Below are 25982 nucleotides of genomic sequence, written 5' to 3' on the forward strand. Positions count from 1 at the left end.
ACGTCGTGATTGCCGCCCTTTGCGTCTCGTTGATTGCTGTCCTCGACAGCAGAACCGATGCCCGGCCCGGCTACACGCGATCCAGCCCCTGCTTGAGATCCGCCAGAATGTCCGCCGGCGTTTCCAGCCCGACCGACAGCCGCAGCAGGCCTTCCGACAGCCCATAGCGTTCGCGGTCCTCGGCCGAGTAGCTGGCGTGCGTCATCGACGCCGGATGCTGGATCAGCGTCTCGGGATCGCCCAGGCTGACCGCGATGCGCGCCAGCTTCAGGCTGTTCAGCAGCGTCTTTCCCGCCGCAAGGCCGCCCTTCAGCTCAAAAGCCACCAACCCGCCGCCCGCCGCCTGCTGGCGCTGCGCAATGTCGGCGCCCGCCGTGCCGGACAGGCCCGGATAGAACACGTCGGCCACCGCCGGATGCTCGCGCAGCAGCTTGGCCACCTTCAGCGCGGACTCGCTATGGCGCTGCACCCGCAGCTCCAGCGTCTTGATCCCTCGCAGCACCAGAAACGCCGTGAACGGCGACAGCGTCGCGCCCGTGAAATACCGCAGGCCTTGCAGCCGGATGGCGTCGATGTGCTGCTTGCGACCCACCACCGCGCCGGCCAACAGGTCGCCGTGCCCGCCCAGGTACTTGGTGGCCGAATGCAGCACGATGTCCGCACCGTGCTCAAGCGGCCGCTGCAGCACCGGCGTGGCGAAGGTGTTGTCGACGATGGTCAGCAGCCCCTTGCCACGCGCCATGGCCGAGATGGCCGCAATGTCCACCAGGCGCAGATTCGGGTTGGCGGGGGTCTCGAAGTACACCGCCCGGGTCTTGGGGCCGATGGCCGCGGCCACGGACTGCGGCTGGGTGAAATCCGCGAATACGGCGCGCACGCCGAATCGGGACAGCCCCTGCGTGAACAGCGTGAAAGCCGTGCCGTAGACGATCTGGTCGACCACGATCTCGTCCCCGCTTTGCAGCAGCGAGAACAGGGTGGCCGAAATGGCCGCCATGCCCGACGCCGTGACCAGGCCGGCCTCGGCGCCTTCCAGCGATGCCAGCCGCTCTTCCAGCAGCGCCTGCGTCGGATTCCGCGTCCGGCCGTAGACATAGCCTTGGGCCTCGCCGAGCCGGATCCGGTCGAAGGCCTCGATGCTGTCCTGCGTGTAGGTGGACGTCAGATACAGCGGCGGCGACAGCGCGCCCTGTTCGTCCAGCGGGTCGTAGCCCAGGTGGATGGCGCGGGTCGCAAATCCCTGCTGCGCGTGGTCGGTCATGGTGTTCACTCCTGTCATGGGTGGATGCAGGGGCGCATCGCGCCTGCCTGGAAATCGGAAATTGCCGCCAGCCCGCGGCATTGACGGGGCCGAAGCGAGTCTTTACAGTCAAACGCCGTATCCCCGTTTTCGTGCGCGACATGAACGACCCGCAAGCGCCCGCCACGGCCGCCGGCCCGGCGGTTCCCCCCGCGACACCGCCCCAACCCGGCTGGCTGCTCAAGGCCGCCACCTGTCTGGTCTATTCCGGGGTGCTGGCGTGGGCGGTCTACAGCAGCCGGCCCGCCACCATGCTGGACGTCGCCAAGCTGGCTTTCGGCGGCGCCATTCTTCTGGGCCTCGTGCTGTTTGTCGTCCTGGGGGTCTTTTCGATCTGGACCCGCTTTCGCACGCCGCGCAACCGCCTGCGCATCATGCTGGGCACGGGGGTATTTCTGCTGGCCGCCGTGGCCGGGCCGCTTGCCGAACGCAACCACGACAACCGCCAGCGCGACATTGCCAACACCGAAATCCGCAAAGCCATCGACGCGCTGCGCCTGCAGGCCGGTGGCGGCAGTGGCGCGCCCGAGGACGTACCCGCCATCGACCCCTCGCCCAAAGCCACCGGCCCGTACGGCGAAATGGAACGGGCCATGAAGACCATCGCGGGCAAACGGCTGGCGCAGCATCGCGCCTACCTGCAGGAACTTAAGGAAATCGGCCTGCCCAAGCTGTTCGACGCCCGGCGGCTGGCGCGCGACTCGGGCCTGATCGAAAGCCGCCTGATCCTGGAACAGGCCGAAAAGCTCGTGCCGGGGTACCGCGAACAAAGCATGGAAGTGCTGGACGGCATGCCGGCGCTGGTGCGTTCGATGACCATCGCCGAGCCGGAAAAGGACAAGATCCTGAAGGCGCTGCAGGACTCGCGGGCGGCCAGCACCGAGAAGCTGGCGCGCGTCTGGGACCTGGAAACGCAGATCCTGCACGAGTTCGGGATGATGATCACGCTGCTCGATGACAACCGGCAGTTCTGGTACGCGGACCGCGACGAGCTGATGTTCGGCCGCGACGCCGACCTGGCGCGCTTTCATCAGCACCAGGACGCCGTCAACCGGCTGGCCGGCGAGCAGGAGAACCTGGCGACGCAGTCCCTGGCCGCCATGCCGCAAGCGCCCTTGCGCTGAACCGGATGATGTCACGCGCGCGGCTCGCATCGTTCACCGCTTGTGGTCGGCGCGGCGCGACAGCCACTCGCCGGTGAACTGCACGATCGACACCAGCGCGATCAGGATGACGATCACCTCGAACATCACCCGGGTCTCGTAGCGCTCGTAGCCATAGCGGATCGCGAGGTCGCCCAGGCCGCCCGCCCCCACCGCGCCCGCCATCGCCGACGCGTTGATCATGGCGATGACGCTGACCGTCATGCCGCCGATGATGCCCGGCAGCGCCTCGGGCAGCAGCACGTGCCGCACGATGTGCCAGCGCCGGCAGCCCATGGCGCGCGCCGCCTCGACCAGACCGGGGTCCACGTCGTTCAGGCTGACCTGCGCAATGCGCGCAAAGAACGGAATCAGGTTGGCCGACAGCGGCACGATCGCGGCCCATGTGCCCAGCGTCGTGCCGACCAGAAAGCGCGTGAACGGCAGCATCGCCACCAGCAGGATGATGAACGGGATGGCGCGGAACGTGTTCACCGTGATCGACAGCGCCTTGTTGAACCGCGGACGCGGGTAGAGATTGCCGGGCGCCGTGATGGTCAGCACCACGGCCAGCGCCAGGCCGGTCGCGATGGCGATGGCGGCGGAAATGCTTACCATCGTCAGGGTCTGCAGGAATGCCTGCAGGTACTTGTCAAGCATCGGTAGCGACATAGCCCAGCACCTTGATCTGATCGGCCACCAGCGCGGCGCGCGCGGCCTCTTCCTGTAGCGCGTGCGCGGGCACGGACACCAGCAGACTGCCCTGCGCATGGCCGCGCAGCCGGTCCAGTCCGCCGTGCAGCAGCGTGGCCCCCGTCCCCATTGCCGCCAGCGCCTGCAGCGACACGCCCTCCGGCCGATCCTGTCCAGTGAAGCGCAGGCGCAGCACCGCGACGCCGGGGCGTCCTTGCAGGTCGGGCACCAGCTTGGCCGCCAGGTCCGCTGGCAGGTCGTGTTGCAACGGCCGCAGCAGCGCGCGCGTGGCGTCGGCCTGGGGGTTGCCGAACACGCGCCACACTTCGCCCAGTTCGACGTTGCGGCCGCCGTCCAGCACCAGCACGTTGTGGCAGACCTCGCGGATGACGGCCATGTCGTGCGTGATCAGCACGACAGTCAGGCCCAGCTTGCGGTTGATGTCCAGCAGCAGGCCCAGGATCGACTGCGTGGTTTCGGGATCGAGCGCGGAGGTCGCCTCGTCGCACAGCAGGATCTCGGGCTCGTGGACCAGCGCCCGCGCAATGCCCACGCGCTGCTTCTGGCCGCCGGACAGCTTTGACGGATACACGTCGGCCTTGTCCCGCAGGCCCACCATCTCAAGCAGCGCTTCGACCCGCGCCCGCGCCGCGGCGGGCTCCACGCCGGCCACGCGTAGCGGCAGCGCGACGTTCTCGGCCACCGTCTTGGCGGACAACAGATTGAAGTGCTGGAAGATCATGCCGATCCGGCGGCGCAGGCCGACGAGCGCATCCTCGTCCAGGCTGCCCACGTCCACGCCGTCCACCCGCACGCGGCCGGCGCTGGGACGTTCCAGCATGTTGATCGAGCGCAGCAGCGTCGACTTGCCCGCGCCGCTGCGGCCGATGATGCCGAAGACCTCGCCGCGCGCGATCGAGAACGACACGTCCGACAGCGCCACGACGGGGCCCGCGGGCCCTTGATATTGCTTTTGCAGGCCCTCGAACACGATGTGCGCGTCGCGCCCCGGCGATGGCGCTGCGCCGGCCGCGTCCGCGGCCAGGGAAAGTTCGCGTTGCATCTTGGCTTAGAAGACCGGAATCACCGAACCTTCGAACTTGGTCAGGATGAACTGGCGAACCTCTTCCGAGTGATACGCCTTGACCAGCGCGGGCACCCACGGCGCGTCCTTGTCCTTCTCGCGCACGACGATGATGTTCACGTACGGATTGTTTTCTTTCTTCTCGACCGCGATGCCGTCGCGCGTGGCGATCAGCCCGGCCTGGTACGCAAAGCTGTTGACGATGGCCGCGGTGTCCACGTCGGGCAGCGAACGCGCCAGCACGACCGATGCGCTTTCCACGAAGTTGAGCTTCTTGGGATTGGACGTCACGTCGGCCAGCGTGGCGGTGCCGGTGGCCGGGTCGAAACCGTCTTTCAGCGTGATCAGGCCCTGGTCGCGCAGGATGACCAGCGCGCGCGTCTGGTTGCTGGGGTCATTGGGAATGCCGACCTTCGCGCCCTCCGGCAAGTCCTTGAGCGACTTGTATTTCTTCGAATAGAACGCGATGGGCGAGATCAGCGTATTGGCGACCGGCACCAGCTTGTAGCCGCGCTGTTTGATCTGGTCGTTCAGGAAGGGAATATGCTGGAAGGCGTTGGCTTCCAGGTCGCCGTTGTTCAGCGCTTCGTTCGGGCTCGCGGTGCCGGTGATGACGACGGGCTCGACGGCCAGTCCGTTTTTCTTGGCCACCTGCGTCACCACTTCCCAGATCTGCTCGTCCACGCCGCCGCGCACACCCACCTTGAGCGGCTTGGGGTCTGTCGAGAACGCCGGGCCGTGGAACATGGCGGCCGAGGCCAGCACGGCGCCCAAGATGCGCTTGAACAGCGGCGTCCATGCCATGCGCGATTGCTGCGCGCCTTGGGAAACGCCTGCATCCGCGGAAGCCCCGGCGGCAAGAATACGGATAGTCATGATGGAATCGCCTCTAAGTCAACGCAGTTATGAGAGAGACGATTCTAGGGATGGGGCTTATGCGCGCGAACGAATAGTTGGTTGAGTCGTTATTACGGGGTTTTTTGGATATGGCGCGTTGGCATATGGCGCGCCGGCGCGGTGCCGAACGTGCAGTCAGGCCGGGTCCATCAGAACGGCTTGACCACGGCCAGCGTCACGATGGCCGTCGCCGCCAGCACGACATAAGGCGCCTGCAGATCGATCAGGGGCGGCCGCTTGCCGCTGCCGCCGGCCATGCGCCGCAGCGATGCGCTTTGCATGCCGAGCAACCCCGACAGGCTCAGCGCAAAGGCCACCTTGATCCAGATCCAGTTCATCGCGAACCACCCGAACGTCATGGCCAGATGCAGGCCGATGAGCCAGGTGATGACCATGGCGGGCGTGGTGACGTAGAGCGTCCAGCGGCGTAGCGCGTGGAGCATTTTGCGTTCCTTCGGCGCATCTTCGCCTTCCTGCGGCTGCGAGGTCAGAAGAAACAGGGCAACGAAGAGCGAGCCGCAAAGCCAAGCGACCGCGGCTGCGACGTGGGCCATTTTGAGGAGTTGATATGTCATGCGCGGCATTATCGCCGCTCGCTGGAAGACCCGTGCGGCGCGTGCGCGCAGGCAGTTTGCGATACGGCAAACCGGGCGGCGGTCGATGCGCCAGGGTGTGGGGCGTTAGTTGCCGGACTGCGGCGCGGGCGGCGTGGCGGGTGCGGCGGGCGAACCCGTATCGGGCGTCGCTGCCGCGGGCGCTTTTTCCGTGGCCGATCCGGCAGCCGGCGCCCCTTGGACAGGCGAACCTGCGGCAGGCGATCCTGCGGCAGGCGACCCTGCGGCAGGCGAACCTGCGGCAGGCGCTCCCCCCGTAGGCGTCTTCGCAGGCGCTGCATCGCCAGCCGGGGCCGGCTTGTCACCGCCAGCCTCCGTCGGATTCAACGTATCCGCCGGCGCATTCGGCGCCACCACCGGGTCTGCGGGCGCGGGCGCCGGGGCGGACTTGGGCGCGGCGCCCTTCGTCCGCACGGGCGGCTCATGCGGCGCGGCAGCCGCCTGCGCATCCGGCAGGAACCGCTGCAGCAACTGGAAGAACCCGTCATAGAACTTGGGCCGCGTCACCGTCTGGCTGGCGGTCTTGACCAGCGAATCGTCGCTGCCCCCAAACGGCATGGACACCTGGCCCAACACGCTGACGCCCACGCTGGCCGAGTTGCCGGTGCGTTTGATTGAATAGCGGTCCTGCACGGCGTTCGCAAATACGGTGGTGCGGTCGCTCGCACCGCCGTCCGATGCACATTCGACGTTGAAGCTGATCTGCGTATGCTGCCCGTCCTCGCCCTCGAAGTTCTTGTGGCCCGTGACGCGAGACGGCTCGTACTTGTCGATGAGATAGCCCTGGCTGAGCAAGGCGCGCCGGCCCGCATCGCACGCGGCGCTGCTGGCCGCCGGAACGCTGCGCGAATACGTATCCGTTTGCGCGAAGTCCTCGCGTTCGTAGACGGGCTTGGGGGAAGAGCATCCGGCCAGGACGGCCGTCAGGGTGGCAAACAACGGAAAAGTGATACGGCGGGAAACGCGAGGCATGAGAGGTCCGGCGTGGGGCGACGACCTGCATTATCGGACAAGAAATCCGTTTATTTATTGGGGACAGGATACGCCGGAGATATGTTGAAACAGGTTCGAGCGGTCCGTCATGACCGCCAAAGCGGTTCCCCCTGCGTGCCGGCGGGCGCATCCCGTACCGGCACACGTCGTAATTCGTATCGAAATCGGCGCGCCATTCCATGGCCCGCGCGCAACACCCTTCGCAACGCGTCAGTGCACACGTTCCTGAACCATGCCGATGCGCCGCGGGCCTGCTGCCGGCGTGCGGCGCAAACCCGCAATCAACGCGCGGCGCGGGCCGAGGACGGCTGCTCGTCCAGCTCGCCCAGGATTTCCGCCGCCAAGCGCACACGCGCTTCGTTCGGATAGTTGCGATTGGCCAGAATGACGATGCCCAACTTGCGCGCGGGCACAAACGCCACATAGGCGCCAAAGCCGTTGGTCGAGCCCGTCTTGTTGATCCAACTCTCGGCCAGCGGCGCCAACGGCGGTTGCAGCGCCTGGGCCGGATGGCTCTGGCTGTTCAGCGTGCCGGCGTTGGCCGTCAGCAGCGTGTCCAGCGCCACCGGATACGGAAACTGTTCCCACGCCATGTCCTGCGTCATGCCGCCCACCTGGTAATAGCCGACGTGGGTGTCGGCGAGCGCGCGGCGGATGTCCTTGTCCAGCACATCCATGTCCATGCTGGCTTCAACGTAGCGCAGCATGTCGCGCGCGCTGGACTTGACGCCGTAGGCCTCGGCCGCGAGCACGCCGGGATTCACGCGCACCGGAGCGCCCTGCTTGTTGTAGCCCTGCGCGTAGCGCGACATCTTGGCGGCGGGCACATTGATATACGTGCTGGACAGGCCCAGCTTCGGAAACAGGTCCTTTTCCATCGCCTGCGAAAACGGCTGCTTCATGCTGGCGGCGGCCACGACGCCCAGCATGCCGATACTGGGATTGGCATACGAGCGATACGTGCCCGGCGCGTGCTCGGGCTTCCATGCCTTCAGGTATTGCATCAACTGCGCGTTGTCGCGCACCTCGTCGGGCACCTGCAACGGGAAGCCGCCCGTGGTGTGCGTGGCAAGGTTCACCAGCGTGAGCTTGGCGAACTCGGTGCCGGCAAGCTCGGGCACGAACCGCGCCGGACTGTCGGTCAGCGTCAAAAGGCCCTTGGCCTGCGCATAGGCGGCAAGCGTCGCGGTGAAGGTCTTGCTGATCGACCCCAGCTCGAAGAGCGTGTCCCGATTGACCGCGCGCCGCGTTTCCAGCGACTCGACGCCGTAGGTGTAGAAGCGCTGGCGGCCCTGATGCGTGACGGCGATCACCATGCCCGCGACGTCGTGCCGCCGCATGACCGCGCGGGCCGCTTCGTTCACGACGCTGTCGATGTAAGGCAATTCAGAGCGGCCAAAGGCGGGACCGGACACGGCGCTAAGAAGGCCGGCGCAAAAGAGGCCGGCGCAGAGGTGCCTACGGGTGGTCATGCAACGTTCTCAGGGAGGGGGACGGACAAACCGGCGGGATGGGCGGCGCGGCGATGCTGAATCGTACCGCGACGCGCGTCCATCCAGGCGCATTTTTCCCTCCCTGCCGTGGCCTCAGGGCCTGGCGCAGGCGCGCCTTCGCCCTGCGCCCTGCGTCAGGCTAAGGCCGGCTCCGCGCGCAGCGGCTGAGCCGCATTCCCGATCCCCGTGCCGTCCTGCACCGTGCCGACTATGTCTTTGCAGACTTTCCCCTCCTTCATCACCAGAACGATCCGCGCGGGATCTACCAGCAGCGACAGATCGTGCAGCGGGTTGCCGTCCACCATGACGACGTCGGCCAGATACCCCGCCCGCAGCATCCCCAGCTCGTCAGGCCGCTGCATGATTTGCCCGCCCAGCCGCGTGGCCGCGACCAGCGCCTCGACCGGCGTCATGCCGATGTAGTCAACGAAGTATTGGAGGTCGTTGGCATTCGTGCCGTGCGGCATCCAGGCGAATCCGTAGTCGCCGCCCGGCAGGATGCGTATGCCGCGCTTGTGCATCTTGCGCAGGCTCTCCGCGGCGATTTCCAGCTCGCGCTTGTAGCCCATGCTTTCGGCTATGGCGGGCGTGATGCCGTAGTCGGACGCATGATAAGCGGTACGGACCAGCCAGCCGATGCCCGGCGCGACGAAATGCTTGTCCTTGTTGGCCTCCAGCATGTCCAGCGCTTCGTCGTCCGCGAAGCTGGCGTGATAGACCATTTCGATGCCGTGGCGCACGCATTGCTTGACCGATTCGCTGGACCGCGCGTGGGCCGCGATCCGCTTGCCGTACCGCTTGGCCTCCGACGCCAGCATGGCGATCTCGTCTTCCGCGAAGGGCGACATTTCGGCCGGCAGGCCGGCGATGTATTCGCCCGACAGATTGATCTTCAGATGGTCGACGCCGTACTTGATGAACGTCCGGACCGAGCGGCGAATCTCTTCGGGACCGCTGCAGACGCTGCCAAAGCTCAGCTCCTCGAAGTGCATGTGCGGCAAGGTGTTGTCGCCCAGCGCGCCGATGGTCGTGATCTCCTGGCTGCCAGCCAGGTAGCGCGGCCCCGGGCACTCGCCGGCCTCGATCGCGTTGCGCAGCACCACGTCCAGCCGCGGCTTGGCCGCCGCCGCGCCAATGGCGGACGTCCACCCCATTTCCAGATAGCGCTTGGCCACGCGGACACACCAGAGGATGTGCTCCTCGGGCGGCATGAACTGAATCGCCGCCAGCGTGGGCTGGTCATTCCACGAGAAATGCGTGTGCGCCTCGGTCATGCCCGGCATCAGGAACCGGCCTTTGCCATCGATGACGCGGGCGCCGTCCCGGTTGACGCGTTCGGGCAGGCGCGCCACCTCGGCGATGCGGCCGCCGTCGATGAGTATCTCTCCGTCAAAGACGTCGTCGCCGCTTCCGTCAAAGATGACGGCATTGGTAATTGCGATTTTGGACATGCGTAGTCTCCTCCTGGCCCGCGCAGGGCCGGAATTTTTTTATGAAAAGTGTTGATGCGAAATCGGTGCTGCGGATCGATGCTGCGAAGCCGGTGCTGCGGACCAGGTACGGCGAGCCTGGCAGTCAGCCGCGCCTCACCGGCCCAGGCCCGAATGAAACGCCTGGAACGCTTCGATGCAGGCACCCGGCTGCTCAAACGTGGTCCAGTGCCCGCAGTCCGGCACGATGGTGCAGCGGCTGCCCGGGATACGCCCTGCCATCCCCTGCACGTTCGCTGGCGGCGCCACGCCGTCCTCGTCCCCCGTCACCAGCAGCACCGGCACGTCCAGGCGTTCAAGATCGGCAGACTTCGCGTCGGCCAGCGCTTCGCAGCTTTGCGCATACCCGTCCGGCGGCTGCCGCATCACGCTTTCGCGGACCAGGGCCAGCACCGCCGGCAGATCCGCCTTGGTGCGGCGGCTGGTGGCGCCTTTGACGATGGCATCGGCGATCTCCTGCATGGCAGGCGCGCCCTGCCGGGCCAGCGCCGCGCGTGCCCGGATGCCCGGCCTCCCCGCCTCCGGCGGTTCGGCCAGCGGCCCGAACAGCACCAGCGACCGGACCCGGGCCGGTTCCTTCAACGCCAGATGCTGCGCGACGATGGTCCCCAACGAATGCGCCGCAACGTGCACCGCGCCGCAGTCCAGCGCTTTCAGCACCGCGACCAGCGCATCGACATAGCCCGCGATGGACAGTTCGCCATCCGGCAAAGGCGACCTGGCGCTGCCGGGCAGATCCGGGCGGATGACGCGATACCCCGTCAACGCGCCCATCAGCGGCGTCCACGTGTTGGACGAGCCGCCCAGCCCGTGGATGCACAGCAATGCGGGCCCGTCGCCGTCGACTTCCACCGTCAGGCCATTGATCGTCGTTGTCGTCATGACGCCTTCTCCACGAATTCGTTCTCGATGCTGCCCAGCCCTTCCACCTCCACGCGCACCACGTCGCCGGTTGCCAGATACCGGGGCGGCGTCGTGCCCATGCCGACACCCGCCGGCGTCCCGGTGGCAATCACGTCGCCCGGGTACAGCGTGATGCCGCGCGAGATCGTTTCGATCAAAGCCGGGATGTCGAAGATCATGTTTTCCGTGGGACCGTCCTGCCGGAGTTCGCCGTTGACCCAGCAGCGCACGCGCGTTCTCGTCCCATCGAACGCATCCGCGGTGACGATCCACGGCCCCATCGGACAGAAGGTATCGAACGACTTGCCCATGTCCCATTGCTGGTGCCGCATCTGCACGTCGCGGGCGGTGACGTCGTTGATGACGGTGTAGCCGAAGACGTGATCCATGGCGGCGCCGCGCGCGATGTTCTTGCCCGTCTTGCCGATGACCACGCCCAGCTCGGCCTCGTAGTCGATCTGCGCGGACACGCCGACCGGCAGCAGGACCTGCGCACGCGGCCCCACCACGCATTCCGGCACCTTGGTGAAGACGAGGGGCCACGATTCCGGATTGGCGTCGTTGTCCTTGAAGACGGACGCAGACAACTCCTTTGCATGCGCGTGGTAGTTGCGCCCCACGCACCAGACGTTGCGCCGAGGCCGGGGCAGCGGCGCCCGCAGGTCGACGTCGGACAGGCGCAGCGGCGCCAACGTGCCGGGCAGCGGGTGGCCCGCCGTCAACAGGTCGATCACGGCCTGCGCGCCGAGCTGCCTGCCCGCGTCGTCAAGCGCCAGCGGCGCGACCGTCAGGCCGTCGTCCGAGACCAGGCCGACGCCGGGCTCTCCATTCATCAAGTAACTTGCAATGCGCACCGCAGTCTCCTTCGTGCTTCGGAAAATCGGCGAGCGGTTCATGCCTCGCCGTCAGCACGACTTTAGGAGCGCCGGCGTGGCCGCGCTTATCGTTCGGTGCGGGAACTTATCGCAGAGTCAGATGGCGTGATAGGTGTATACACCTAGAGCCCGGCAATGCCCGAAACCACGCCCATAAAATTCCCGCAGAAGGCCCCGGCGGACAGGTGGCCCCGGCGAGGCGAGCGCGCGCTCATCGCCCGATCAGAAACTGGGAGACAGATCATGCAAGAGACTTACGCCTTGCACGAAGGCGCGTTCGGCCGCGCGGTCGTGCTGGAGCTGCGCGGGGATTTGATTGCGCATGCGCATGCGGAAGTGCAGCTTGCCCTGTGGCTGGGCGGCGCAAGAGCCGAGGCGCACGTCGGCTCGAAACTGGTGCCTTACAGCGAACACCTGGCGTTGGGCACCAACACCTACGAATCCCATGACGCCCGCCTGCTCGACCGCTCGGGTCCGGCCGTCTTCCTTGTCCTGTACATCGCCAAGCCCTGGCTGGACGAGCGCCGCGCCGCCACCGGCCGCCCGTTTCATTTCACCGCGCCCGGCGTGCCAATCGATCCGGCCGTGCGCCAGGGCTGTTGGAGCCTGCTGGACAAGATCGTCGCGCCGCAGGACCATCCGCGCGCCGACATCGACGCCGAGGTCGAAGCGCTGCTGCAGGCGGCGATCGAATCGTCCTCCCAGGCCAGGCGCCCGCCCGGCGCGGCCTCCCGCCCGCAGACGCTGGACCGGCGGCTTCGCACTGCCATCCTGTACATGCGCGAAAACGTCCACGAACCGGTTGCCGTGGAAGATATCGCCAGCAAGGTGGGGCTGTCGCGAGGCCACTTCTTTGCGCTCTTCCGGGACCAGCTCAACACCACGCCGCAGGTGTTCTGGAGCGCGGTGCGCGTGGAGGAAGCCGTGCGCAGGCTGGTCCAGCAGGAACAGCCGCTGACCTCGGTGGCGATGGACCTGGGGTTTTCGACGCCCGGCAACTTCTCGCGGTTCTTTCGCGATCACATGGGCGTGTCGCCGTCGCGCTTCCGGCGCGCGGCCTCCGGGTCTGCGCCGCATCTGCTGACGGGGATTCCCTGACTACGCTTCTCCGCACTCCCAACGCGGAACCACCTCAAAAGGCGCATCTTCTGCCACCGGCAACAGCGCCAACGCCGCGCTCGCGGACGCTTCATCGATCCAAGCCGTTGCCCCATCCGCCGGGACAGACGGGGCATCCGCCATCAACCGGTCCAGTTCCGCCTGCATCACCGGCGGCAGGTATTCCTTCAATGCGTTGATGTTCGCCGCGACACAAGCCACCGCCTCGGCCGGCGTGAAGCCATCCTCGACAAGATGCCCCACGTCCGCCGCGCTACGCACCAGCGCGTCGAACACAAACGCCTCGAACGATGCCCACTCCACGCGCGCATCGCCGCTGTCATGCCAGACGAACGCAACGCCCACGCCGCCGCCCGCCGTTGGCGTCAGGCAATAGGCATCGCCCGCGCCGGACTCTGCAAACGGCAGAAAGCGCCTGCCGTGCTGATAGCCGGGATTGAGCCATTCCTCGGCGGTTTCCCGCGCCTGATGCGCATCGATCCACTCCAGGTCATCCATGCAGGACAGCACGGGCCGCGCGGCCAGCGTGTTGCCCTTCCAGTCGGCGCGCCACACTGCGCTGTCCTCGCCATAGCCGGTGCGCCCGGCGTCGATCAGCCGGGCCAGCATCCCGGGCAATGCCACGCCGCAATCCTCGGCCAGTTCGGCAAACGTTGCCATTCGTCTTTTTCCTTCGTCAGAACTCAAGCACATCCAGAAAGCACTCGGCCTCGACGCGGTCGCCCAGCACAATGGTCAGCGCCTGCAACGCACGCGCCCGATGCTCGGGCCTGATTTCCCAGTCATCGTTGCGCAGGTCTTCGTCGGCCTCCAGGCAGACGACGCCGACCGCGGCCACCGCGGCCGCGAACGTCGGCAGATCGGGCGCCACCACGGCGGCGTCCCATGCGCCCGTGCCGTGCATGGCGTAGAGAATCTCGCCGTTCCCCGTGTCCAGGATGAAGGGGTCCGCGTTCTGGTCGGCAATCACCAGCCAGTTGTCCTGCCATTCGGCAACGCGTTCGCCGTTCGACGCGTCCCAGCGATAGCCGGCCTGCCGTTCCCACAGTTTGTAGAGCGGCGGAAAGCTGATGTTGGTTTCGGAAAGCGTGATGCCGACCGGTCCCACGTTCTGGTGATAGGTGGCGCCCCACGGCCCCACCTGTTCGTAGAAGTCGGCGAGCACCTGTGGCAGCGCAATGTCGCCCTGCCACGCGTCGCGCGGCTGCGGGCGCAGTTCGCCAAACCGGGCGAACTGCGCCCGGAGGGATTCAAAGGAATTCATGTTGATGCGTATCTGGACAACGTATTAGCGATAAATCTTGCCGCGCCGTCAGCGCGGACGGTAGCGCGGGTGGTAGCAACTGAACTTCGCACGCGGCGCCAGACCGCATTTTGCTACATTTGAACGCCCTGCTCCGAGGCGACGCACGATTGAAGCGCCACAGGGCGGTGGCAGAAGAAAACCGCTTTCGACCACGGACAATCCATGCGCCTACCGTTTGCAGTTTCCGCCTTAACCTTTGCCGCACTCCTCGCCGGCTCCGGCGCTCACGCGCAGCAATGGTTCGACGTGCCGCCGCGTCCCGATCACCCCAACGTCTCCATCCGGATCGGGAGCCTGCCCAACACACAGCAAGCGTCGGGCAACGCCCGGGGCAGGATGGAACTGCGCTACACCGCTGCGCAGACCATTCCGGGCGCGGACAAACAGCCCGTGCGCTATGACCGTTCGGTGACCGAGGTGCTGTTCGATTGCCGCCGGTCGCAGGTCGGCTTCTTGCCGGCCACCAGCTACTTCCTGAACGACACCCTGGTCACCACCATCAAGGACGAGACACTGGACGAAAGCCAGGTACAGTTCGTGCGCTTTGCGCCAGGCAGCCCGCAGATGAAGGCGTTGCAGGCCGCCTGCGGAAAATAGCGGCGCTAAGCAAGCATCAACGTGCCCGGGGCGCGAGTGGGATCTTGCTCCGGTCCGCGCCGCGTGGCGTCTTCGGACAAGCGGAACACGCCCACCGCCCGCACCAGCTCGCGTGCCTGGTCCTGCATCGAGCCGGCGGCCGCGGCGGCTTCCTCGACCAGCGCCGCGTTCTGCTGCGTCACCTCGTCCATCTGCGCCACGGCAAGGTTCACCTGATCGATACCGCTGGCCTGCTCGTGCGACGCGGCGGCGATCTCGCCCATGATGTCCGTCACTTGCTGCACGGCGGTGACGATCTCTTGCATGGTGGCGCCCGCGCCCTCGGCCTGACGCGCGCCCGCGCCCACCTTGCCGGCGGAATCCTCGATCAAGGCCTTGATCTCGCGCGCGGCCTGCGCGCTGCGCTGCGCCAGCGAGCGGACTTCGCCCGCCACCACGGCAAAGCCCTTGCCCTCCTCGCCCGCACGGGCCGCTTCAACGGCCGCGTTGAGCGCAAGGATGTTGGTCTGGAACGCGATGCCGTCGATCACCGACACGATGTCGGAAATCTTGTGCGAGCTGGCCGAGATCTCCTGCATGGTGCCGACCACCGCGGACACCGCCGCGCCGCCGCGCAGCGCGATTTCCGATGCGCTGGCTGCAAGGTGGTTGGCCTGGCGCGCGTTGTCCGCGTTCTGCTTCACGGTCGAGGCCAGCTCCTCCATTGATGCCGCGGTTTCCTCAAGCGATGCCGCCTGTTCTTCGGTGCGGCTGGAGAGATCGGCGTTGCCCGCTGCAATCTGGCCCGAGGCGCTGGAAATCGTTTCCGACCCGTGCCGGATCGCACGGACGGCGCCCGCCAGCCGCTCCTGCATGTCCTGCAAAGCGTGAAGCAGGCGCCCGGTCTCATCGCGGGAGCCCGCTTCGATCCGCTGGCCCAGGTCGCCGCCCGCCACGGTTTCGGCGGCCTTGACCGCACGCGCCAGCGGACGGGTGATCGACCGGCTGACCTGCCAAGCGAGCAACGCGCCCAAGGCGAGCGCCAGGCCGGCCAGGCCCACGTTCAGGCGCTCGGCTTCCTGGATGACGGCCTGGCTTGCAATGCCTGCCTCGTCCATGTCGGCCGACTGTTCCCGGGACAACGCGATGATGTGATCCTGCAGGCTGTCCAGAATGGGCAACGTCTCTTGCAGCATGCGCTGGCGGGCGCCGTCGCGATCAGCGCTTCTGAGCAGGGCGCCCACTGACTGGAAGGACTTCACGTAACGGCCCCGAGCCTCTTCCAGCGTGCGCAGCCGGGCGCTGGCATCGGCCGTCGCCATCAATGGCCGCAGGGTGGCCAAGGCGTCGTCGATGCGTTTACGGTTGGCCTCGATCTGCTGGAACAGCTTGTCCATCGCGGCCGGGTCGGCGTTGACGATCAGTTCCAGATTGACGCGGGCGTTGGCGCGCGTCGTGACGTCGACCACCGAGATCGCGTTGGCCTTCACCCAGGTTTCCTGCGTGATGGCGCGGTTGATGCTGCCGATGCGTGTCAGTTCGAAATGCGACACGCCGGCCAGGGCCAGCAGCAGGGCCAGCACGACGCCGAAGCCCAGGCCCAGTTTGGTGCCGATGGAGAGATTGCCGAAATGGGTGCGGAGCTTCATAGGGGGGCCTCAGGGAAAACCCCAGTCTATGTTTCCCGACACATTTCGCAAACATTTGCGCGCGGCGTTGTTTGCGATTCCACAAAGACAACGAAGATAAGGCATGGCGCAGCAACACTGCTGAAACAAGCTTGACGTCGGCCCGCGTGCGGCAGCGTTCAGGCGGTGTTTGCCGCGCAATCGCCGTGCTATTGATACCGCTCGCGATATCCCACGGGCGACATGCCGCAGTATTTGTTGAAGATGTCGCGGAAGGCCTTGGTGTCGTTGTAGCCGACTTCGTACATGACTTCGGCGACGCTCTTGCGCGAGCTTTCCAGCCGCTGTTTGGCGGCTTCAACGCGAACACGCTGCACGTATTCGACGATGCTGTTGCCGGTGGCCTGGCGGAAGCGCCGCTCCAGCGTGCGGCGGCCCAGCGCGTGGCGGCCGGCCAGTTCCTCGACGGTGATCTTTTCCTGGTAGCGGCCTTCAATGTATTCCTGCACCGCCCGCACGATCTCGTCCGCGTGCGACTTCTGCCCCATGAAGACCGAAAAAGGCAACTGGCTCTGGCGGCTCCAGTCCAGCTGGAAATACTTGGCGCACCAGATCGCGGTGTCGCGGTCGGTGTACTTTTCGATCAGGTGCAGCACGAGATGCGCGGCCGAAAATGCGCCGCCGCTCGTATAAACGCCGTTTTCTGCCATGACGACGCGATCGCTGGTCCATCGCACCGTCGGAAAAAGGCTGGCGTACAGGTTTTGCGCAACCCAGTGCACCACCGCCTGCTGCCCGTCGAGCACGCCGCCCGCGGCGAGCAGCGCGGCGCCCATGCACAGGCTGGCGACCTCGCCGCCTTCGCGGTGATGGCGCGACAGCCATTCGATGAGTTCGCGGTTGGACAGGACCGCGTCCGATACCGAACCCAGAAGCGGCGGCGCAATGCAGATATGGATGTCGGTGGCGTCGGCCAGCACCATGTCGGCCTGCACCTTGATGCGTCCGTCGTCCAGGCTGACCTCGCGCGTCAGCGCAAGCGTGCGCACATGGAACCGCGGCTCGCGGCCGTGCGCGCGCAGGTATTCGTTGGCCACCATGAAGCCGTGGCGCGCGGATTCCAGGGACGCAATATTGGTCCCCTTGGGCAGCAGGAACGCGACGTTTTTCATGTTGCCAAGCATACGCCTGCAGGCTGACGCAATCCACCCGCAAGATTGTCGCAATTGCCTATCTGAAAGCCGCGCGGATCCCGATAAAGTGGTTCCTGCCGATCCAGGAATCCGGACGGCGGCCGGAACGGATTGCGGACGTGCCGGCCCGAACCAGAACAACACGGACGTGAGGAGTGATCGATGGACAAGTACATAGACGGTTTCCTGCTGTGCGTACCCAAGGCCAACCTGGAGACGTACAAGAAAATGGCCACGCACGCCGAAGGCATCTGGCGCGAGCACGGCGCGCTGGACTACCGCGAAGGCGTGGCCGACGACATCGACGGAGAAGGCTTCGCGTCGTTCAGCGCGGCAGCCGGCGCGCGCGAAGGCGAAGTCGTGGTCTTTGCGTGGATCCTGTACCCCAGCAAGGAAGCGCGCAACAGCATCAACGCCAAGGTGATGTCCGATCCGCGCCTGGCGGAAATGTGCTGCGAGGGCGTGTTCGACGTCAAGCGCATGTGCTGGGGCGGCTTTGCCACGCTGGTCGGCAACTAGCGCGCGAGGCCACGCCCCGAGCGCAACCATTCAACCCGCAGCCGTTCAATAAACCTGGAGACACATCATGGCCACCAAAGCAGCCAAGCCCATTCCCGACGGCATGCACACGCTGACGCCGCATATCATTTGCGAGGGCGCCTCCGACGCCCTCGCCTTCTACAAGAAAGCCTTCAATGCCGAGGAGCTGATGCGGCTGCCCGGACCCAACGGCAAGATCATGCACGCGGCCATCCGGATCGGCGATTCGGTCCTGATGCTGATGGATGATTTTCCGGAATGGGGCAGCCTGGGACCGAAGGCGCTCAAGGGCACGCCCGCGGTGCTGCATTTGTATGTGACCGACGCAGACGCCGCGATCCAGCAGGCGGTCGCGGCGGGCGCGCAAGTCACGATGCCCGCTGCCGACATGTTCTGGGGCGACCGCTACGGGCAGGTGGTGGACCCATTCGGCCACCGCTGGTCCATCGCCACGCACATGCAGGACCTCACGCCCGAAGAGATCCAGCAGAACATGGCGAAGATGGGGCCGATGGATGGCTGCGGGGACCCGTCAAAAAAATGAGGCTGTGGCGCGACGCGGGCGACACCGCGTCGCCTGGTTTCATCAGGGGGCCAGTTGCGGGTACGGTCCCAGAAAATCCAGCTTGCCGATCGGCACGCCGGCCTGGCGCAGGATGCCGTAGGCGGTGGTCACGTGGAAGTAGAAGTTGGGCAGCGCGAACGTCAGCAGATACTCGTCGCCCTGGAATTCAGGCTTGAAGTTGCCAAAGCTAAGCGTGATGCGGCGGCCTTCGGCGCCGTCGACCTGCTCGGGCTTGACGCTTTCCAGATATGCGATCGTGTCCGCGACGCGCTGCTGCAATTGCGCAAGCGTGGTCTCGGTGTCGGCGAATTTCGGGGCGTCGCCTTGCGACAGCCGCTGTGCCGCGAACTTGGACGCATCGCTGGCACGTTGCACTTGGCCCGACAGCGGATACATGTCGGGCGCGAGGCGCGCGTTAACGAGTTCCGCAGGGTCGATGCCGGTGGCTTGCGCATGCGCGGCAGCCTTTTCCAGCAGCGCGGCCAGCACGTTCAGGCCGCGGATGAAGACAGGCACGGACGCCTGGTACATGGACAGGGGCATATCGACAATTTCCGTAAAAATGGGGGTTGGCGAAGGGTATCAACGGGCGCCGGGCGCTTTGGGATGCAGCGATGTTACGCCGCCACGGGGTCGCCCGGACGCCGGTGCCGGCGACAACATCATTCTGGATGCCCGGACAATGGCGCACCGCAGCCGCCCACCTGCCTGCTGCCCACCGCCAGCCACCGGCCAGTCCTTTTTGACGCCGGTGTCTGTCATTGCGCAACGGCAATCGCGCCCGTACGCCGCTGACTCTGAAAGAACCGCCAGACCAGCGCGGAGGCATCGGGACCGCTGCGCGCGTGATACCGGATGGCAGGATCCCCGCCACTCCAGGCATGTTCAAGCCGCGTGATCTCGCACAGCCGCAGCACCGTCTTGCGGCCGCGCAGCACATCCACCCGGCGGTACGCTTTTTCGGTGCCCAACCCCAGCACGCGCTCGATCGGCAACGCGTGCGGATCGGCGGCATTCAGGTTGCGGAACTGTTCGAACAACTGCCTGGCATTGCGCGGCGCCACGGCCGGATCAAGCTGGCCGTGCAGGATCAGTGCCGGCATGCCCAGGTCGAAAACGGCGGGGTCCGCCACGGCTTGCACCAGCGGCGCCAACGGCTTGATACTGCCGCGCCGCATCGTGCTCAGGCCATTGCCGGCGTTATGCGCGTCGCCCACGACCGGCCCCGAGTGCATGGCCACCGCAGCGATCAGGCTCGGATGGCGCAACGCGACCAGCGCCGCCATCCCCGCCCCTGCCGACAGGCCCGCCACGTAGACGCGTTCAGGGTCCAGACCGTGGCGCACGACTTCCGACCGGATCAGGGCCGCGATCAGATCAGCCTCGGCCCCGCCATGATCGTCATCCGGCTGAAACCAGCGCCAGCAGCGCTGCACCTGACGCGCCAGCGATTGCTGCGGATACAGCACCATGAAATCCCCGGCGTCCGCCCACTGGTTCATGCGCGATCCACGCGCGAAAGCCTCGGCTGTCTGCCGGCATCCGTGCAGCATCACGACCAGCGGCATGCCGGCGGCTGTGGCAGTTGCGGAAGCGGGGGTGTAACGGGCAAAGGCCAGCCGGCGGCCGGTCTTGTCCGTGAACTGGCGGGAGGCCTCCCAGCGGCCGGCGCCAAGCGACGCCGCCTCGGGCGCCGCTGCCCTGCCCGCGCCCGTTGTCCCGGCGGGCCGCGCCGTCTTGACCGCACGCCCCGCCGCGGAGCTGGCGGTCGTCTTGCGCGCCGACGTGGCGCGCTTGCGGGCTGGTTTGGGGGCCGCCATGCGCATTGCCGTGCGCTGGAGGCGGGTGATCTTTTTTGCCGCTTTGAAAAACAGACTGCTGAAACTGCGCGCCATTGTTAGGGCCTGTTCGGAGGTTCCTGTTTGCCGCGCCGCCCGGGGTGCCGGGGTTGGCAGCGCCGGACGGCGGTCGCCGCGGCTACGCCGCTCCGCAAGGCGGATGCCTGTCGTCTGGTGCGCATGCGTGGATGGGCGGAGAGGTCGCCCCAACCGAAAGACCTGGTGCCGGATTCATTGAGTGCTTCCCCTAAGAGTGTCAATCACGGCAGCGCCTGGCGCGGCCGACGTGCAAGCCCGGAGTGAAGAACATGCGACGCCTCTATTGGGCGGTTTGTTCGCGGGACGAATGTATCACAGCGTAACGACGTTGCGATCGGTCAAGCCTACCCGACGCGCGCCTTGAGCGCGCATGCCAAAAAGCCTAAGGTGGAAAACTTGTCATCAACAGGCTCCCCATGTTTCCCAACGACCGACCCCAGACCCTGGGCGAAGAAATCGCCAACAGCATCAGCCACGGCCTGGGCGCCGTGGGCGCGCTGGCCGGCACGCCGCTCCTGATTGCCGCCGCCGTGCGCCAGGGCGATGCCGCCTTCATCGCTGGCGCCGCCGTGTTTGCCGCGTCAATGTGCCTGCTGTACCTCGCGTCCGCCATCTATCACGCCCTGCCCCGCTGCCGCGCCAAGCAGATCTTCAATGTGCTGGACCACTCGGCCATCTACCTGCTCATCGCGGGCACCTACACCCCGTTCGCGCTGGGCGCGCTGCGTGGCCCTTGGGGGTGGACCCTCTTCGGACTGGTGTGGGGCCTGGCGCTGCTGGGCGTGGGCCTGAAGGCCAGCAAGCGGCTCAACCGGCCCTCGCTATCCACCGGCCTGTATCTGGCGATGGGCTGGATCGTCGTTATCGCGGTCAAACCCTTGCTTGAACTGGTGCCGACCGGCGGCCTGTGGTGGCTGGTGGCTGGCGGCCTCGCCTACACCGGCGGTGTGGTCTTCTTTGTGTTCGACACCCGCTGGCGCTACAGCCATTTCATCTGGCATCTGTTCGTGTTGGCCGGCACCGTCTGCCATTTCTTCGCGGTGTTCTGGTACGCGGCGTAAGCCCGCAAAGGCGCCCGATCCGCTTCCGAAGGACAAACCTAAGGACACATCGCGGCCAGCAGCGACTACGAAACCGCGCAAAACGTTTCGAGCGCACGGGGCCGGCGTCCCCCGGGGCTGCCCCCGCACCGCGCGTCGGGGATCTCGTGGTCTGCCGACACAGGAAAACACATCGCGAAACTTGTCCCACGGCGGTCCGGCTGGTCATCATGGTCGGACTTTCAACCGGAACAAGGAGTTTTGATGCAGCGTTCCAAATATGCATTCCTATCCGCCGCCATTCTGACGACGGCGCTGTCCGGTGCCCCTGCCCTGGCTCAACAGGCCGCCCAGGCTCCGGCGCAGACGCAAGCTCAGCCGGGCATGGCGCCCGCCGTGCAGAAGCCGACGGATCAGCAATTGCAGAAGTTCGCTTCGGCGTCGCAGAAGATCTCTGGCGTCGTTGACGAATACCGTCCGAAGGTCGAAGCCGCCAAGACCGACGACGCCAAGCAGAAGGTCGTCAAGGAAGCGGACGAAAAAATGGTCAAGCTGGTCCGCGCGGACGGGCTGTCGGTCGAGGAATTCAACGGCATCGGCCAGGCCGTGCAGCAGGATCCCCAGCTTCGTGATCGCCTGATGAAGATGCAGCCGGCGCGGTAAGCCCGGGCGTTGACGGGCACGCAATCACGCCGCCCACGACGGCCGCCTCGGAAAAACAAGGCGCCGCATGCCCTGAACGGGACATGCGGCGCCTTTCGCATTGTGCGAGGCCTGACGCTGCTCTTGTGTCAGGTCTTCAGGCGGTAGCCCGTCTTGAAAATCCACCGCACGCCGATCAGGCATGCAACCAGGAAGGCCATCGTCATGCCCACGCTGACGCCGATGCTGACGTCCGCCACACCAAAGAACGCCCAGCGGAAACCGCTGACCAGGTAGACCACCGGATTGAACAGCGTGACGGTCTGCCAGAACGGCGGCAGCATGTTGATCGAATAGAACGTGCCGCCCAGAAAGGTCAGCGGCGTGATGATCATCAACGGAATGATCTGCAGCTTTTCAAACCCGTCGGCCCAGATCCCGATGATGAAACCGAACAGGCTGAACGTGACGGCGGTCAGCACCAGGAACGAGAGCATCCAGAACGGATGCGCCACGTCGAACGTCACGAACAGGCGCGCGGTGGCCAGCATGATGAGACCCAGGATGATGGACTTGCTGGCGGCCGCGCCGACGTAGCCCATCAGGATTTCCACATACGAAATGGGCGCCGAATGGATTTCGTAGATCGTGCCTGAAAAGCGCGGCATGTAGATGCCGAACGAGGCGTTGGCCACGCTCTGCGTCAGCAGCGACAGCATGATCATGCCGGGCACGATGAACGCGCCGTAGCTCACGCCGTCAATCTCGACCATGTGCGAACCGATGGCGGAGCCGAACACGACGAAGTAAAGAGACGTTGAAATCACCGGCGACAGCACGCTTTGCATCAGCGTGCGCCAGGCGCGGGCCATTTCGAAAAGGTAGATGGCGCGGATGGCGTAGAAGTTCATGATTGACCGTGCACCAGGCTGACAAAGATGTCCTCGAGCGAGCTTTCCGAGGTGTTCAGGTCTGCAAATTCGATCTGCAGGCGGCTCAGGTCCTGCAGCAGACGCGAAATATCGCCGCCGCGCTCGTTGTCGTAGGTATAGACGAGCTTGTAGCCGTCGGGCGAAAGCTCAAGCTGGTAGGCGTCCAGCGCTGTCGGAATGCCCGGCAGCGGCGCCTTCAGTGTCAGCGCAAGCTGGCGTTTGCCCAGCTTGGCCATCAGCGCATTCTTTTCCTCGACCAGGATGATCTCGCCCTTGCGGATCACGCCGATGCGGTCCGCCATTTCCTGGGCTTCTTCGATGTAGTGCGTGGTGAGGATGATGGTGACGCCGCTTTCGCGCAGCCGTCGCACCATTTCCCACATGCCGCGCCGCAATTCGACGTCGACACCCGCGGTGGGTTCGTCCAGGAACAGGATGGCCGGTTCGTGCGACAGCGCCTTGGCGATCATGACGCGTCGCTTCATGCCGCCGGACAGCGCCATGATGCGGCTGTCCTTCTTGTCCCACAGCGACAATTCGCGCAAGACCTTTTCGATGTAGGCGGGGTCCGCCGGCTTGCCGAACAGGCCGCGGCTGAAGGTGACCGTGTTCCAGACGCTTTCGAAGGCGTCCGTGGAAATTTCCTGCGGCACCAAACCGATCTTGGACCGGGCGGCGCGGAAATCGGACACGATGTCGTGGCCGTCAGCCAGCACCGTGCCGTGGGTGGGATTGACGATGCCGCAGATGATGCTGATCAGCGTCGTCTTGCCCGCGCCGTTCGGCCCGAGCAACGCGAAGATTTCGCCGCGCTGGATGTCCAGGCTGACATTCTTGAGCGCCTGGAATCCCGACGCATATTGCTTGGATAAGCCTTGTACTGAAATGACTGGCTGCACGCGAGCCCCCAACTTGACCATAGCCGGAGGATTTTACCCGTCGCGCGGCCCGCGCTTGTTCAACCTGGCGGAACGGTGTGTTTTCTTTTTGGGAACACTGGAACTAGTTTTTGGAACACTGGAACTAGAAGTCGTCGTCCTCTTCAACCTTGGGCATCAGGTATGCCGTCAGCGTGCTGGACAGGCCGGCCATCACCCACAAGACAAAGAACGACACCGTGTAGAAGCCCATTCTGCCGGTTGGGACGTAGCCGAAAATGGCCACGTCCAGCGGGTCGATCAGGGCGAAGATCAGTGCGCTACCCGCAGCCGCCGCCATGAACGACGGCCACAGGATCCACATCAAAGATCGCAATCCCATGCGTGAACTCCCCCGATCAAGGTTTGGCGGCTGCAGAGCCGGCGGGCGTCGATGCCGGGCTCGCGGTCGCGCCGGTCGCGGTCTGTTCGATGACCAGACCGCGTTTGACCACACCCTCCTGGATGGGCTGGCTGGCGAATTGGGTCATCGCGAAGTAGATCGTGATGAAGCAGCCGACCATGGCGGCGAACGGACCCGCCATCAGGATCCACGGCCAGGGCTCGCGGTACCAGGGCTTGGCGGGATGCGCCGCGTCGGCGGCGTCAACGGTGATTTGTGCAGCGTTCATGAAGATTCCTTTTGGTGACCAGGGCGGTGTCTGCCCTACTCGGGCACGTAGAAACTGGCAGCCTCGTCGGTTTCAACCTGCCGGTTCTCGCCATCCTGCCCCTTGGCGCGCAGCGTGATGGGATGGGCGCCGGGCGCTGCGCCCGCCGGGGCGCGAATGACCATCGGCACCAGTTTGTTGGCGGCGGGTTCGACCTCGACCACGTCCGATCCCTGTTGGCCCGCCAGCACCGCCAGGTCGGGCATGCCTTCGGCCGTCAGGCGCAGCCGCATGGGCGCGTCCGACGTGTTGATGATCTGCAGGCGATACACGTTTTCGATCATGCCCCCTGCCACCTCGCGGCCCAGCACGCCGCGGTCGCGGATCACATCGACGCGCAGCGGATTTCGGACCACCAGCGAGACGACGAAGGCGATCGCCAGCAACAGGATCAACGTGCCGTAGATCAGAACGCGGGGCCGCAGCAGATGCGACCGCGCGCTCTTCGTGGACAGGCCATCCAGCATGGCGCGCTCGGACGTGTAGCGGATAAGGCCCGGCTCGTACTGCATCTTGTCCATCACCTGGTCACAGGCGTCGATGCAGGCGCCGCACCCGATGCACATGTACTGCAGGCCGTCACGGATGTCGATGCCGGTCGGGCAGACCTGCACGCAAAGGCTGCAGTCGACGCAGTCGCCCAGCCCCTTCGCCTTGTGGTCCACCTTGCGCGAGCGGCCGCCACGCGGATCGCCGCGGCGCTTGTCGTAGGTGACGACGAAGGTGTCCGGGTCGACCATCACGCTCTGGAAGCGGGCGTACGGGCACATGTACTTGCACACCGATTCGCGCATGAAGCCGGCGTTGCCCCAGGTGGCGAAACCGTAGAACAGCATCCAGAACCACTGCCAGGGTCCGAGCTGCAGCGCGAAGAGTTCGTGGCCGAGTTCGCGGATGGGCGCGAAGTAGCCGATGAACGTAGAGCCGGTCCACCAGGCCAAGGCGATCCACAGGAAGTGCTTGGTGAACTTCAGGCGGAACTTGCGCCAGCTCCAGGGAGACTCGTCCAGCCGGATGCGCGCGATGCGGTCGCCTTCGACCTTGCGCTCGATCCACATGAAGATTTCGGTGTAGACGGTCTGGGGACAGGCGTAGCCGCAGAACAGGCGCCCGGCCACCGCGGTGAAGAGAAACAGCGCCAATGCCGAAATGACCAGCAGCACGGCAAGGTACACGACGTCCTGCGGCCACAGCACCAGGCCGAAGATGTAGAACTTGCGCGCGCCCAGGTCGAACAGCACCGCCTGGCGGCCGTTCCATTCGAGCCAGGGCAAGCCATAGAAGATGATCTGCGTGATAAAGACGAACGCGATACGCCAGCGGGCAAAGATGCCACTGACGGATCGCGGATAGATCTTGCTGCGCACCCCCGCCAACGTCTGCTCCAGGGTCTCCTGGCCAGGACGCGGCGGCCGCGTATGCGGCCGCCAGGGCGGCGGGTCACCGCCAGGCGAACTGCTGACGCTTGCGGTTGACCCATCTTCCATTTGCT

At 65.8% G+C, this 25982-nt stretch carries 28 protein-coding genes and 1 pseudogene; 8 read left to right on the forward strand and 21 right to left on the reverse strand.

The window, feature by feature from the left end; genetic code table 11:
* Positions 1-70 precede the first annotated feature (70 nt).
* The gene (locus HV681_RS13685) at positions 71-1261 is read right to left on the reverse strand and encodes a trans-sulfuration enzyme family protein (protein ID WP_175123581.1); all 1191 of its coding nucleotides are present in this window, start codon (positions 1259-1261) and stop codon (positions 71-73) included.
* 140 nt (positions 1262-1401) lie between these two features.
* On the opposite strand from HV681_RS13685, the gene HV681_RS13690 reads away from it, so the two are divergent.
* A complete protein-coding gene (locus HV681_RS13690) occupies positions 1402-2424 on the forward strand; it encodes a hypothetical protein (RefSeq protein ID WP_175123582.1) in 1023 nt (340 codons plus the stop codon).
* Positions 2425-2457: 33 nt separating this feature from the next.
* On the opposite strand, the gene HV681_RS13695 is transcribed toward HV681_RS13690, so the two are convergent.
* The 4 genes from HV681_RS13695 to HV681_RS13710 all read right to left on the reverse strand — a co-directional run bounded on the left by HV681_RS13695 (position 2458) and on the right by HV681_RS13710 (position 5700).
* On the reverse strand, positions 2458-3114 hold the full coding sequence (locus tag HV681_RS13695; protein ID WP_175123583.1) for a methionine ABC transporter permease: 657 nt from the start codon (positions 3112-3114) through the stop codon (positions 2458-2460).
* Positions 3095-4198 carry a methionine ABC transporter ATP-binding protein gene (locus HV681_RS13700; protein ID WP_175123584.1) on the reverse strand — a complete coding sequence of 368 codons (1104 nt, stop codon included), beginning with the start codon at positions 4196-4198 and terminating at the stop codon, positions 3095-3097. Before HV681_RS13700 ends, HV681_RS13695 begins: the two co-directional genes overlap by 20 nt.
* A gap of 6 nt (positions 4199-4204) precedes the next feature.
* Positions 4205-4966, reverse strand: a complete 762-nt coding sequence (locus tag HV681_RS13705; protein ID WP_254594966.1) for a MetQ/NlpA family ABC transporter substrate-binding protein — start codon at positions 4964-4966, stop codon at positions 4205-4207.
* 299 nt (positions 4967-5265) lie between these two features.
* Positions 5266-5700 (reverse strand): CopD family protein, encoded by a 435-nt coding sequence (locus HV681_RS13710; protein WP_175123585.1) that lies wholly within the window; start codon positions 5698-5700, stop codon positions 5266-5268.
* Between HV681_RS13710 and HV681_RS28110 the strand changes: the two genes are divergently transcribed.
* Positions 5685-5990, forward strand: a complete 306-nt coding sequence (locus HV681_RS28110; RefSeq protein ID WP_367647238.1) for a pentapeptide repeat-containing protein — start codon at positions 5685-5687, stop codon at positions 5988-5990. The two genes, HV681_RS13710 and HV681_RS28110, sit on opposite strands and share 16 nt — an antisense overlap.
* Before the next feature lie 205 nt (positions 5991-6195).
* Here the strand turns inward: HV681_RS28110 and HV681_RS28115 are convergent.
* The 5 genes and pseudogenes from HV681_RS28115 to HV681_RS13735 all read right to left on the reverse strand — a co-directional run.
* Positions 6196-6702 (reverse strand): annotated as a pseudogene (locus HV681_RS28115) (DUF2242 domain-containing protein); the annotation flags it as partial.
* 302 nt (positions 6703-7004) lie between these two features.
* Positions 7005-8195: an AMZ family class C beta-lactamase gene (gene blaAMZ / locus HV681_RS13720; protein WP_175123587.1), complete on the reverse strand. Its 1191-nt coding sequence runs from the start codon at positions 8193-8195 to the stop codon at positions 7005-7007.
* 155 nt (positions 8196-8350) lie between these two features.
* On the reverse strand, positions 8351-9667 hold the full coding sequence (locus tag HV681_RS13725; protein WP_175123588.1) for a metal-dependent hydrolase family protein: 1317 nt from the start codon (positions 9665-9667) through the stop codon (positions 8351-8353).
* A gap of 135 nt (positions 9668-9802) precedes the next feature.
* Entirely contained in the window at positions 9803-10588 is a 786-nt protein-coding gene (locus tag HV681_RS13730) for an alpha/beta fold hydrolase (RefSeq protein ID WP_175123589.1), read from the reverse strand.
* Entirely contained in the window at positions 10585-11463 is an 879-nt protein-coding gene (locus tag HV681_RS13735; RefSeq protein ID WP_175123590.1) for a fumarylacetoacetate hydrolase family protein, read from the reverse strand. Before HV681_RS13735 ends, HV681_RS13730 begins: the two co-directional genes overlap by 4 nt.
* 264 nt (positions 11464-11727) lie before the next feature.
* On the opposite strand from HV681_RS13735, the gene HV681_RS13740 reads away from it, so the two are divergent.
* A complete protein-coding gene (locus tag HV681_RS13740) occupies positions 11728-12582 on the forward strand; it encodes a helix-turn-helix domain-containing protein (protein WP_175123591.1) in 855 nt (284 codons plus the stop codon).
* Here the strand turns inward: HV681_RS13740 and HV681_RS13745 are convergent, their stop codons facing one another.
* Complete coding sequence (locus tag HV681_RS13745) at positions 12583-13263, reverse strand: SMI1/KNR4 family protein (protein ID WP_175123592.1); 681 nt, start codon at positions 13261-13263, stop codon at positions 12583-12585.
* 16 nt (positions 13264-13279) lie between these two features.
* Positions 13280-13867, reverse strand: a complete 588-nt coding sequence (locus tag HV681_RS13750; RefSeq protein ID WP_175123593.1) for an SUKH-4 family immunity protein — start codon at positions 13865-13867, stop codon at positions 13280-13282.
* A 204-nt stretch (positions 13868-14071) separates the two neighbouring features.
* Here HV681_RS13750 and HV681_RS13755 point away from each other — a divergent pair, with 204 nt between their 5' ends.
* Positions 14072-14506, forward strand: coding sequence for a hypothetical protein (locus HV681_RS13755; RefSeq protein WP_175123594.1), 435 nt, complete (start codon positions 14072-14074; stop codon positions 14504-14506).
* A 5-nt stretch (positions 14507-14511) separates the two neighbouring features.
* On the opposite strand, the gene HV681_RS13760 is transcribed toward HV681_RS13755, so the two are convergent.
* Together HV681_RS13760 and HV681_RS13765 are read right to left on the reverse strand one after the other, a co-directional pair.
* Positions 14512-16134 carry a methyl-accepting chemotaxis protein gene (locus tag HV681_RS13760; protein ID WP_175123595.1) on the reverse strand — a complete coding sequence of 541 codons (1623 nt, stop codon included), beginning with the start codon at positions 16132-16134 and terminating at the stop codon, positions 14512-14514.
* Between the two features lie 188 nt (positions 16135-16322).
* Positions 16323-17297: a GlxA family transcriptional regulator gene (locus HV681_RS13765; protein ID WP_175123596.1), complete on the reverse strand. Its 975-nt coding sequence runs from the start codon at positions 17295-17297 to the stop codon at positions 16323-16325.
* 171 nt (positions 17298-17468) lie between these two features.
* Here HV681_RS13765 and HV681_RS13770 point away from each other — a divergent pair, with 171 nt between their 5' ends.
* Both HV681_RS13770 and HV681_RS13775 read left to right on the forward strand, forming a co-directional pair.
* Positions 17469-17825, forward strand: a complete 357-nt coding sequence (locus tag HV681_RS13770; protein ID WP_175123597.1) for a DUF1428 domain-containing protein — start codon at positions 17469-17471, stop codon at positions 17823-17825.
* Positions 17826-17892: 67 nt separating this feature from the next.
* Positions 17893-18390: a VOC family protein gene (locus HV681_RS13775; RefSeq protein ID WP_175123598.1), complete on the forward strand. Its 498-nt coding sequence runs from the start codon at positions 17893-17895 to the stop codon at positions 18388-18390.
* Positions 18391-18432: 42 nt separating this feature from the next.
* Here HV681_RS13775 and HV681_RS13780 read toward each other — a convergent pair whose 3' ends face one another.
* Together HV681_RS13780 and HV681_RS13785 are read right to left on the reverse strand one after the other, a co-directional pair.
* On the reverse strand, positions 18433-18954 hold the full coding sequence (locus HV681_RS13780; protein ID WP_175123599.1) for a DUF1993 domain-containing protein: 522 nt from the start codon (positions 18952-18954) through the stop codon (positions 18433-18435).
* Positions 18955-19169: 215 nt separating this feature from the next.
* The gene (locus HV681_RS13785; protein WP_254594960.1) at positions 19170-20231 is read right to left on the reverse strand and encodes an extracellular catalytic domain type 1 short-chain-length polyhydroxyalkanoate depolymerase; all 1062 of its coding nucleotides are present in this window, start codon (positions 20229-20231) and stop codon (positions 19170-19172) included.
* Positions 20232-20704: 473 nt separating this feature from the next.
* Here HV681_RS13785 and trhA point away from each other — a divergent pair, with 473 nt between their 5' ends.
* Together trhA and HV681_RS13795 are read left to right on the forward strand one after the other, a co-directional pair.
* Positions 20705-21349 (forward strand): PAQR family membrane homeostasis protein TrhA, encoded by a 645-nt coding sequence (trhA, locus tag HV681_RS13790; RefSeq protein ID WP_175123601.1) that lies wholly within the window; start codon positions 20705-20707, stop codon positions 21347-21349.
* Between the two features lie 243 nt (positions 21350-21592).
* Positions 21593-21991, forward strand: a complete 399-nt coding sequence (locus HV681_RS13795) for a DUF4168 domain-containing protein (RefSeq protein ID WP_175123602.1) — start codon at positions 21593-21595, stop codon at positions 21989-21991.
* Positions 21992-22119: 128 nt separating this feature from the next.
* Here HV681_RS13795 and HV681_RS13800 read toward each other — a convergent pair whose 3' ends face one another.
* The 5 genes from HV681_RS13800 to ccoG all read right to left on the reverse strand — a co-directional run bounded on the left by HV681_RS13800 (position 22120) and on the right by ccoG (position 25977).
* Complete coding sequence (locus HV681_RS13800) at positions 22120-22881, reverse strand: ABC transporter permease (RefSeq protein ID WP_175123603.1); 762 nt, start codon at positions 22879-22881, stop codon at positions 22120-22122.
* A complete protein-coding gene (locus tag HV681_RS13805) occupies positions 22878-23801 on the reverse strand; it encodes an ABC transporter ATP-binding protein (RefSeq protein ID WP_175123604.1) in 924 nt (307 codons plus the stop codon). Before HV681_RS13805 ends, HV681_RS13800 begins: the two co-directional genes overlap by 4 nt.
* 124 nt (positions 23802-23925) lie before the next feature.
* On the reverse strand, positions 23926-24162 hold the full coding sequence (locus tag HV681_RS13810) for a hypothetical protein (RefSeq protein WP_175123605.1): 237 nt from the start codon (positions 24160-24162) through the stop codon (positions 23926-23928).
* Between the two features lie 16 nt (positions 24163-24178).
* Positions 24179-24451 (reverse strand): transmembrane 9 family protein, encoded by a 273-nt coding sequence (locus HV681_RS13815; protein WP_175123606.1) that lies wholly within the window; start codon positions 24449-24451, stop codon positions 24179-24181.
* A 35-nt stretch (positions 24452-24486) separates the two neighbouring features.
* On the reverse strand, positions 24487-25977 hold the full coding sequence (gene ccoG / locus HV681_RS13820; RefSeq protein ID WP_175123607.1) for a cytochrome c oxidase accessory protein CcoG: 1491 nt from the start codon (positions 25975-25977) through the stop codon (positions 24487-24489).
* Between the last annotated feature and the right edge of the window lie 5 nt (positions 25978-25982).

It is taken from the genome of Achromobacter animicus (genome assembly GCF_902859585.1).
Lineage (GTDB): Bacteria > Pseudomonadota > Gammaproteobacteria > Burkholderiales > Burkholderiaceae_B > Achromobacter > Achromobacter animicus.

What these genes read in the sequence shown, in the direction of transcription:
- HV681_RS13770 (WP_175123597.1), top strand. Translation starts at nt 17,469, where the DNA reads ATGGACAAGTACATAGACGGTTTCCTGCTGTGCGTACCCAAGGCCAAC.
- HV681_RS13775 (WP_175123598.1), top strand. Translation starts at nt 17,893, where the DNA reads ATGGCCACCAAAGCAGCCAAGCCCATTCCCGACGGCATGCACACGCTG.
- HV681_RS13725 (WP_175123588.1), bottom strand. Translation starts at nt 9,667, where the DNA reads ATGTCCAAAATCGCAATTACCAATGCCGTCATCTTTGACGGAAGCGGC.
- ccoG (WP_175123607.1), bottom strand. Translation starts at nt 25,977, where the DNA reads ATGGAAGATGGGTCAACCGCAAGCGTCAGCAGTTCGCCTGGCGGTGAC.
- HV681_RS28110 (WP_367647238.1), top strand. Translation starts at nt 5,685, where the DNA reads ATGTCATGCGCGGCATTATCGCCGCTCGCTGGAAGACCCGTGCGGCGC.
- HV681_RS13690 (WP_175123582.1), top strand. Translation starts at nt 1,402, where the DNA reads ATGAACGACCCGCAAGCGCCCGCCACGGCCGCCGGCCCGGCGGTTCCC.
- HV681_RS13760 (WP_175123595.1), bottom strand. Translation starts at nt 16,134, where the DNA reads ATGAAGCTCCGCACCCATTTCGGCAATCTCTCCATCGGCACCAAACTG.
- HV681_RS13815 (WP_175123606.1), bottom strand. Translation starts at nt 24,451, where the DNA reads ATGAACGCTGCACAAATCACCGTTGACGCCGCCGACGCGGCGCATCCC.
- blaAMZ (WP_175123587.1), bottom strand. Translation starts at nt 8,195, where the DNA reads ATGACCACCCGTAGGCACCTCTGCGCCGGCCTCTTTTGCGCCGGCCTT.
- HV681_RS13795 (WP_175123602.1), top strand. Translation starts at nt 21,593, where the DNA reads ATGCAGCGTTCCAAATATGCATTCCTATCCGCCGCCATTCTGACGACG.
- HV681_RS13740 (WP_175123591.1), top strand. Translation starts at nt 11,728, where the DNA reads ATGCAAGAGACTTACGCCTTGCACGAAGGCGCGTTCGGCCGCGCGGTC.
- HV681_RS13695 (WP_175123583.1), bottom strand. Translation starts at nt 3,114, where the DNA reads ATGTCGCTACCGATGCTTGACAAGTACCTGCAGGCATTCCTGCAGACC.
- trhA (WP_175123601.1), top strand. Translation starts at nt 20,705, where the DNA reads ATGTTTCCCAACGACCGACCCCAGACCCTGGGCGAAGAAATCGCCAAC.
- HV681_RS13685 (WP_175123581.1), bottom strand. Translation starts at nt 1,261, where the DNA reads ATGACCGACCACGCGCAGCAGGGATTTGCGACCCGCGCCATCCACCTG.
- HV681_RS13710 (WP_175123585.1), bottom strand. Translation starts at nt 5,700, where the DNA reads ATGCCGCGCATGACATATCAACTCCTCAAAATGGCCCACGTCGCAGCC.
- HV681_RS13755 (WP_175123594.1), top strand. Translation starts at nt 14,072, where the DNA reads ATGCGCCTACCGTTTGCAGTTTCCGCCTTAACCTTTGCCGCACTCCTC.
- HV681_RS13785 (WP_254594960.1), bottom strand. Translation starts at nt 20,231, where the DNA reads ATGGCGGCCCCCAAACCAGCCCGCAAGCGCGCCACGTCGGCGCGCAAG.
- HV681_RS13700 (WP_175123584.1), bottom strand. Translation starts at nt 4,198, where the DNA reads ATGCAACGCGAACTTTCCCTGGCCGCGGACGCGGCCGGCGCAGCGCCA.
- HV681_RS13745 (WP_175123592.1), bottom strand. Translation starts at nt 13,263, where the DNA reads ATGGCAACGTTTGCCGAACTGGCCGAGGATTGCGGCGTGGCATTGCCC.
- HV681_RS13730 (WP_175123589.1), bottom strand. Translation starts at nt 10,588, where the DNA reads ATGACGACAACGACGATCAATGGCCTGACGGTGGAAGTCGACGGCGAC.
- HV681_RS13750 (WP_175123593.1), bottom strand. Translation starts at nt 13,867, where the DNA reads ATGAATTCCTTTGAATCCCTCCGGGCGCAGTTCGCCCGGTTTGGCGAA.
- HV681_RS13765 (WP_175123596.1), bottom strand. Translation starts at nt 17,297, where the DNA reads ATGCTTGGCAACATGAAAAACGTCGCGTTCCTGCTGCCCAAGGGGACC.
- HV681_RS13800 (WP_175123603.1), bottom strand. Translation starts at nt 22,881, where the DNA reads ATGAACTTCTACGCCATCCGCGCCATCTACCTTTTCGAAATGGCCCGC.
- HV681_RS13810 (WP_175123605.1), bottom strand. Translation starts at nt 24,162, where the DNA reads ATGGGATTGCGATCTTTGATGTGGATCCTGTGGCCGTCGTTCATGGCG.
- HV681_RS13780 (WP_175123599.1), bottom strand. Translation starts at nt 18,954, where the DNA reads ATGCCCCTGTCCATGTACCAGGCGTCCGTGCCTGTCTTCATCCGCGGC.
- HV681_RS13705 (WP_254594966.1), bottom strand. Translation starts at nt 4,966, where the DNA reads ATGTTCCACGGCCCGGCGTTCTCGACAGACCCCAAGCCGCTCAAGGTG.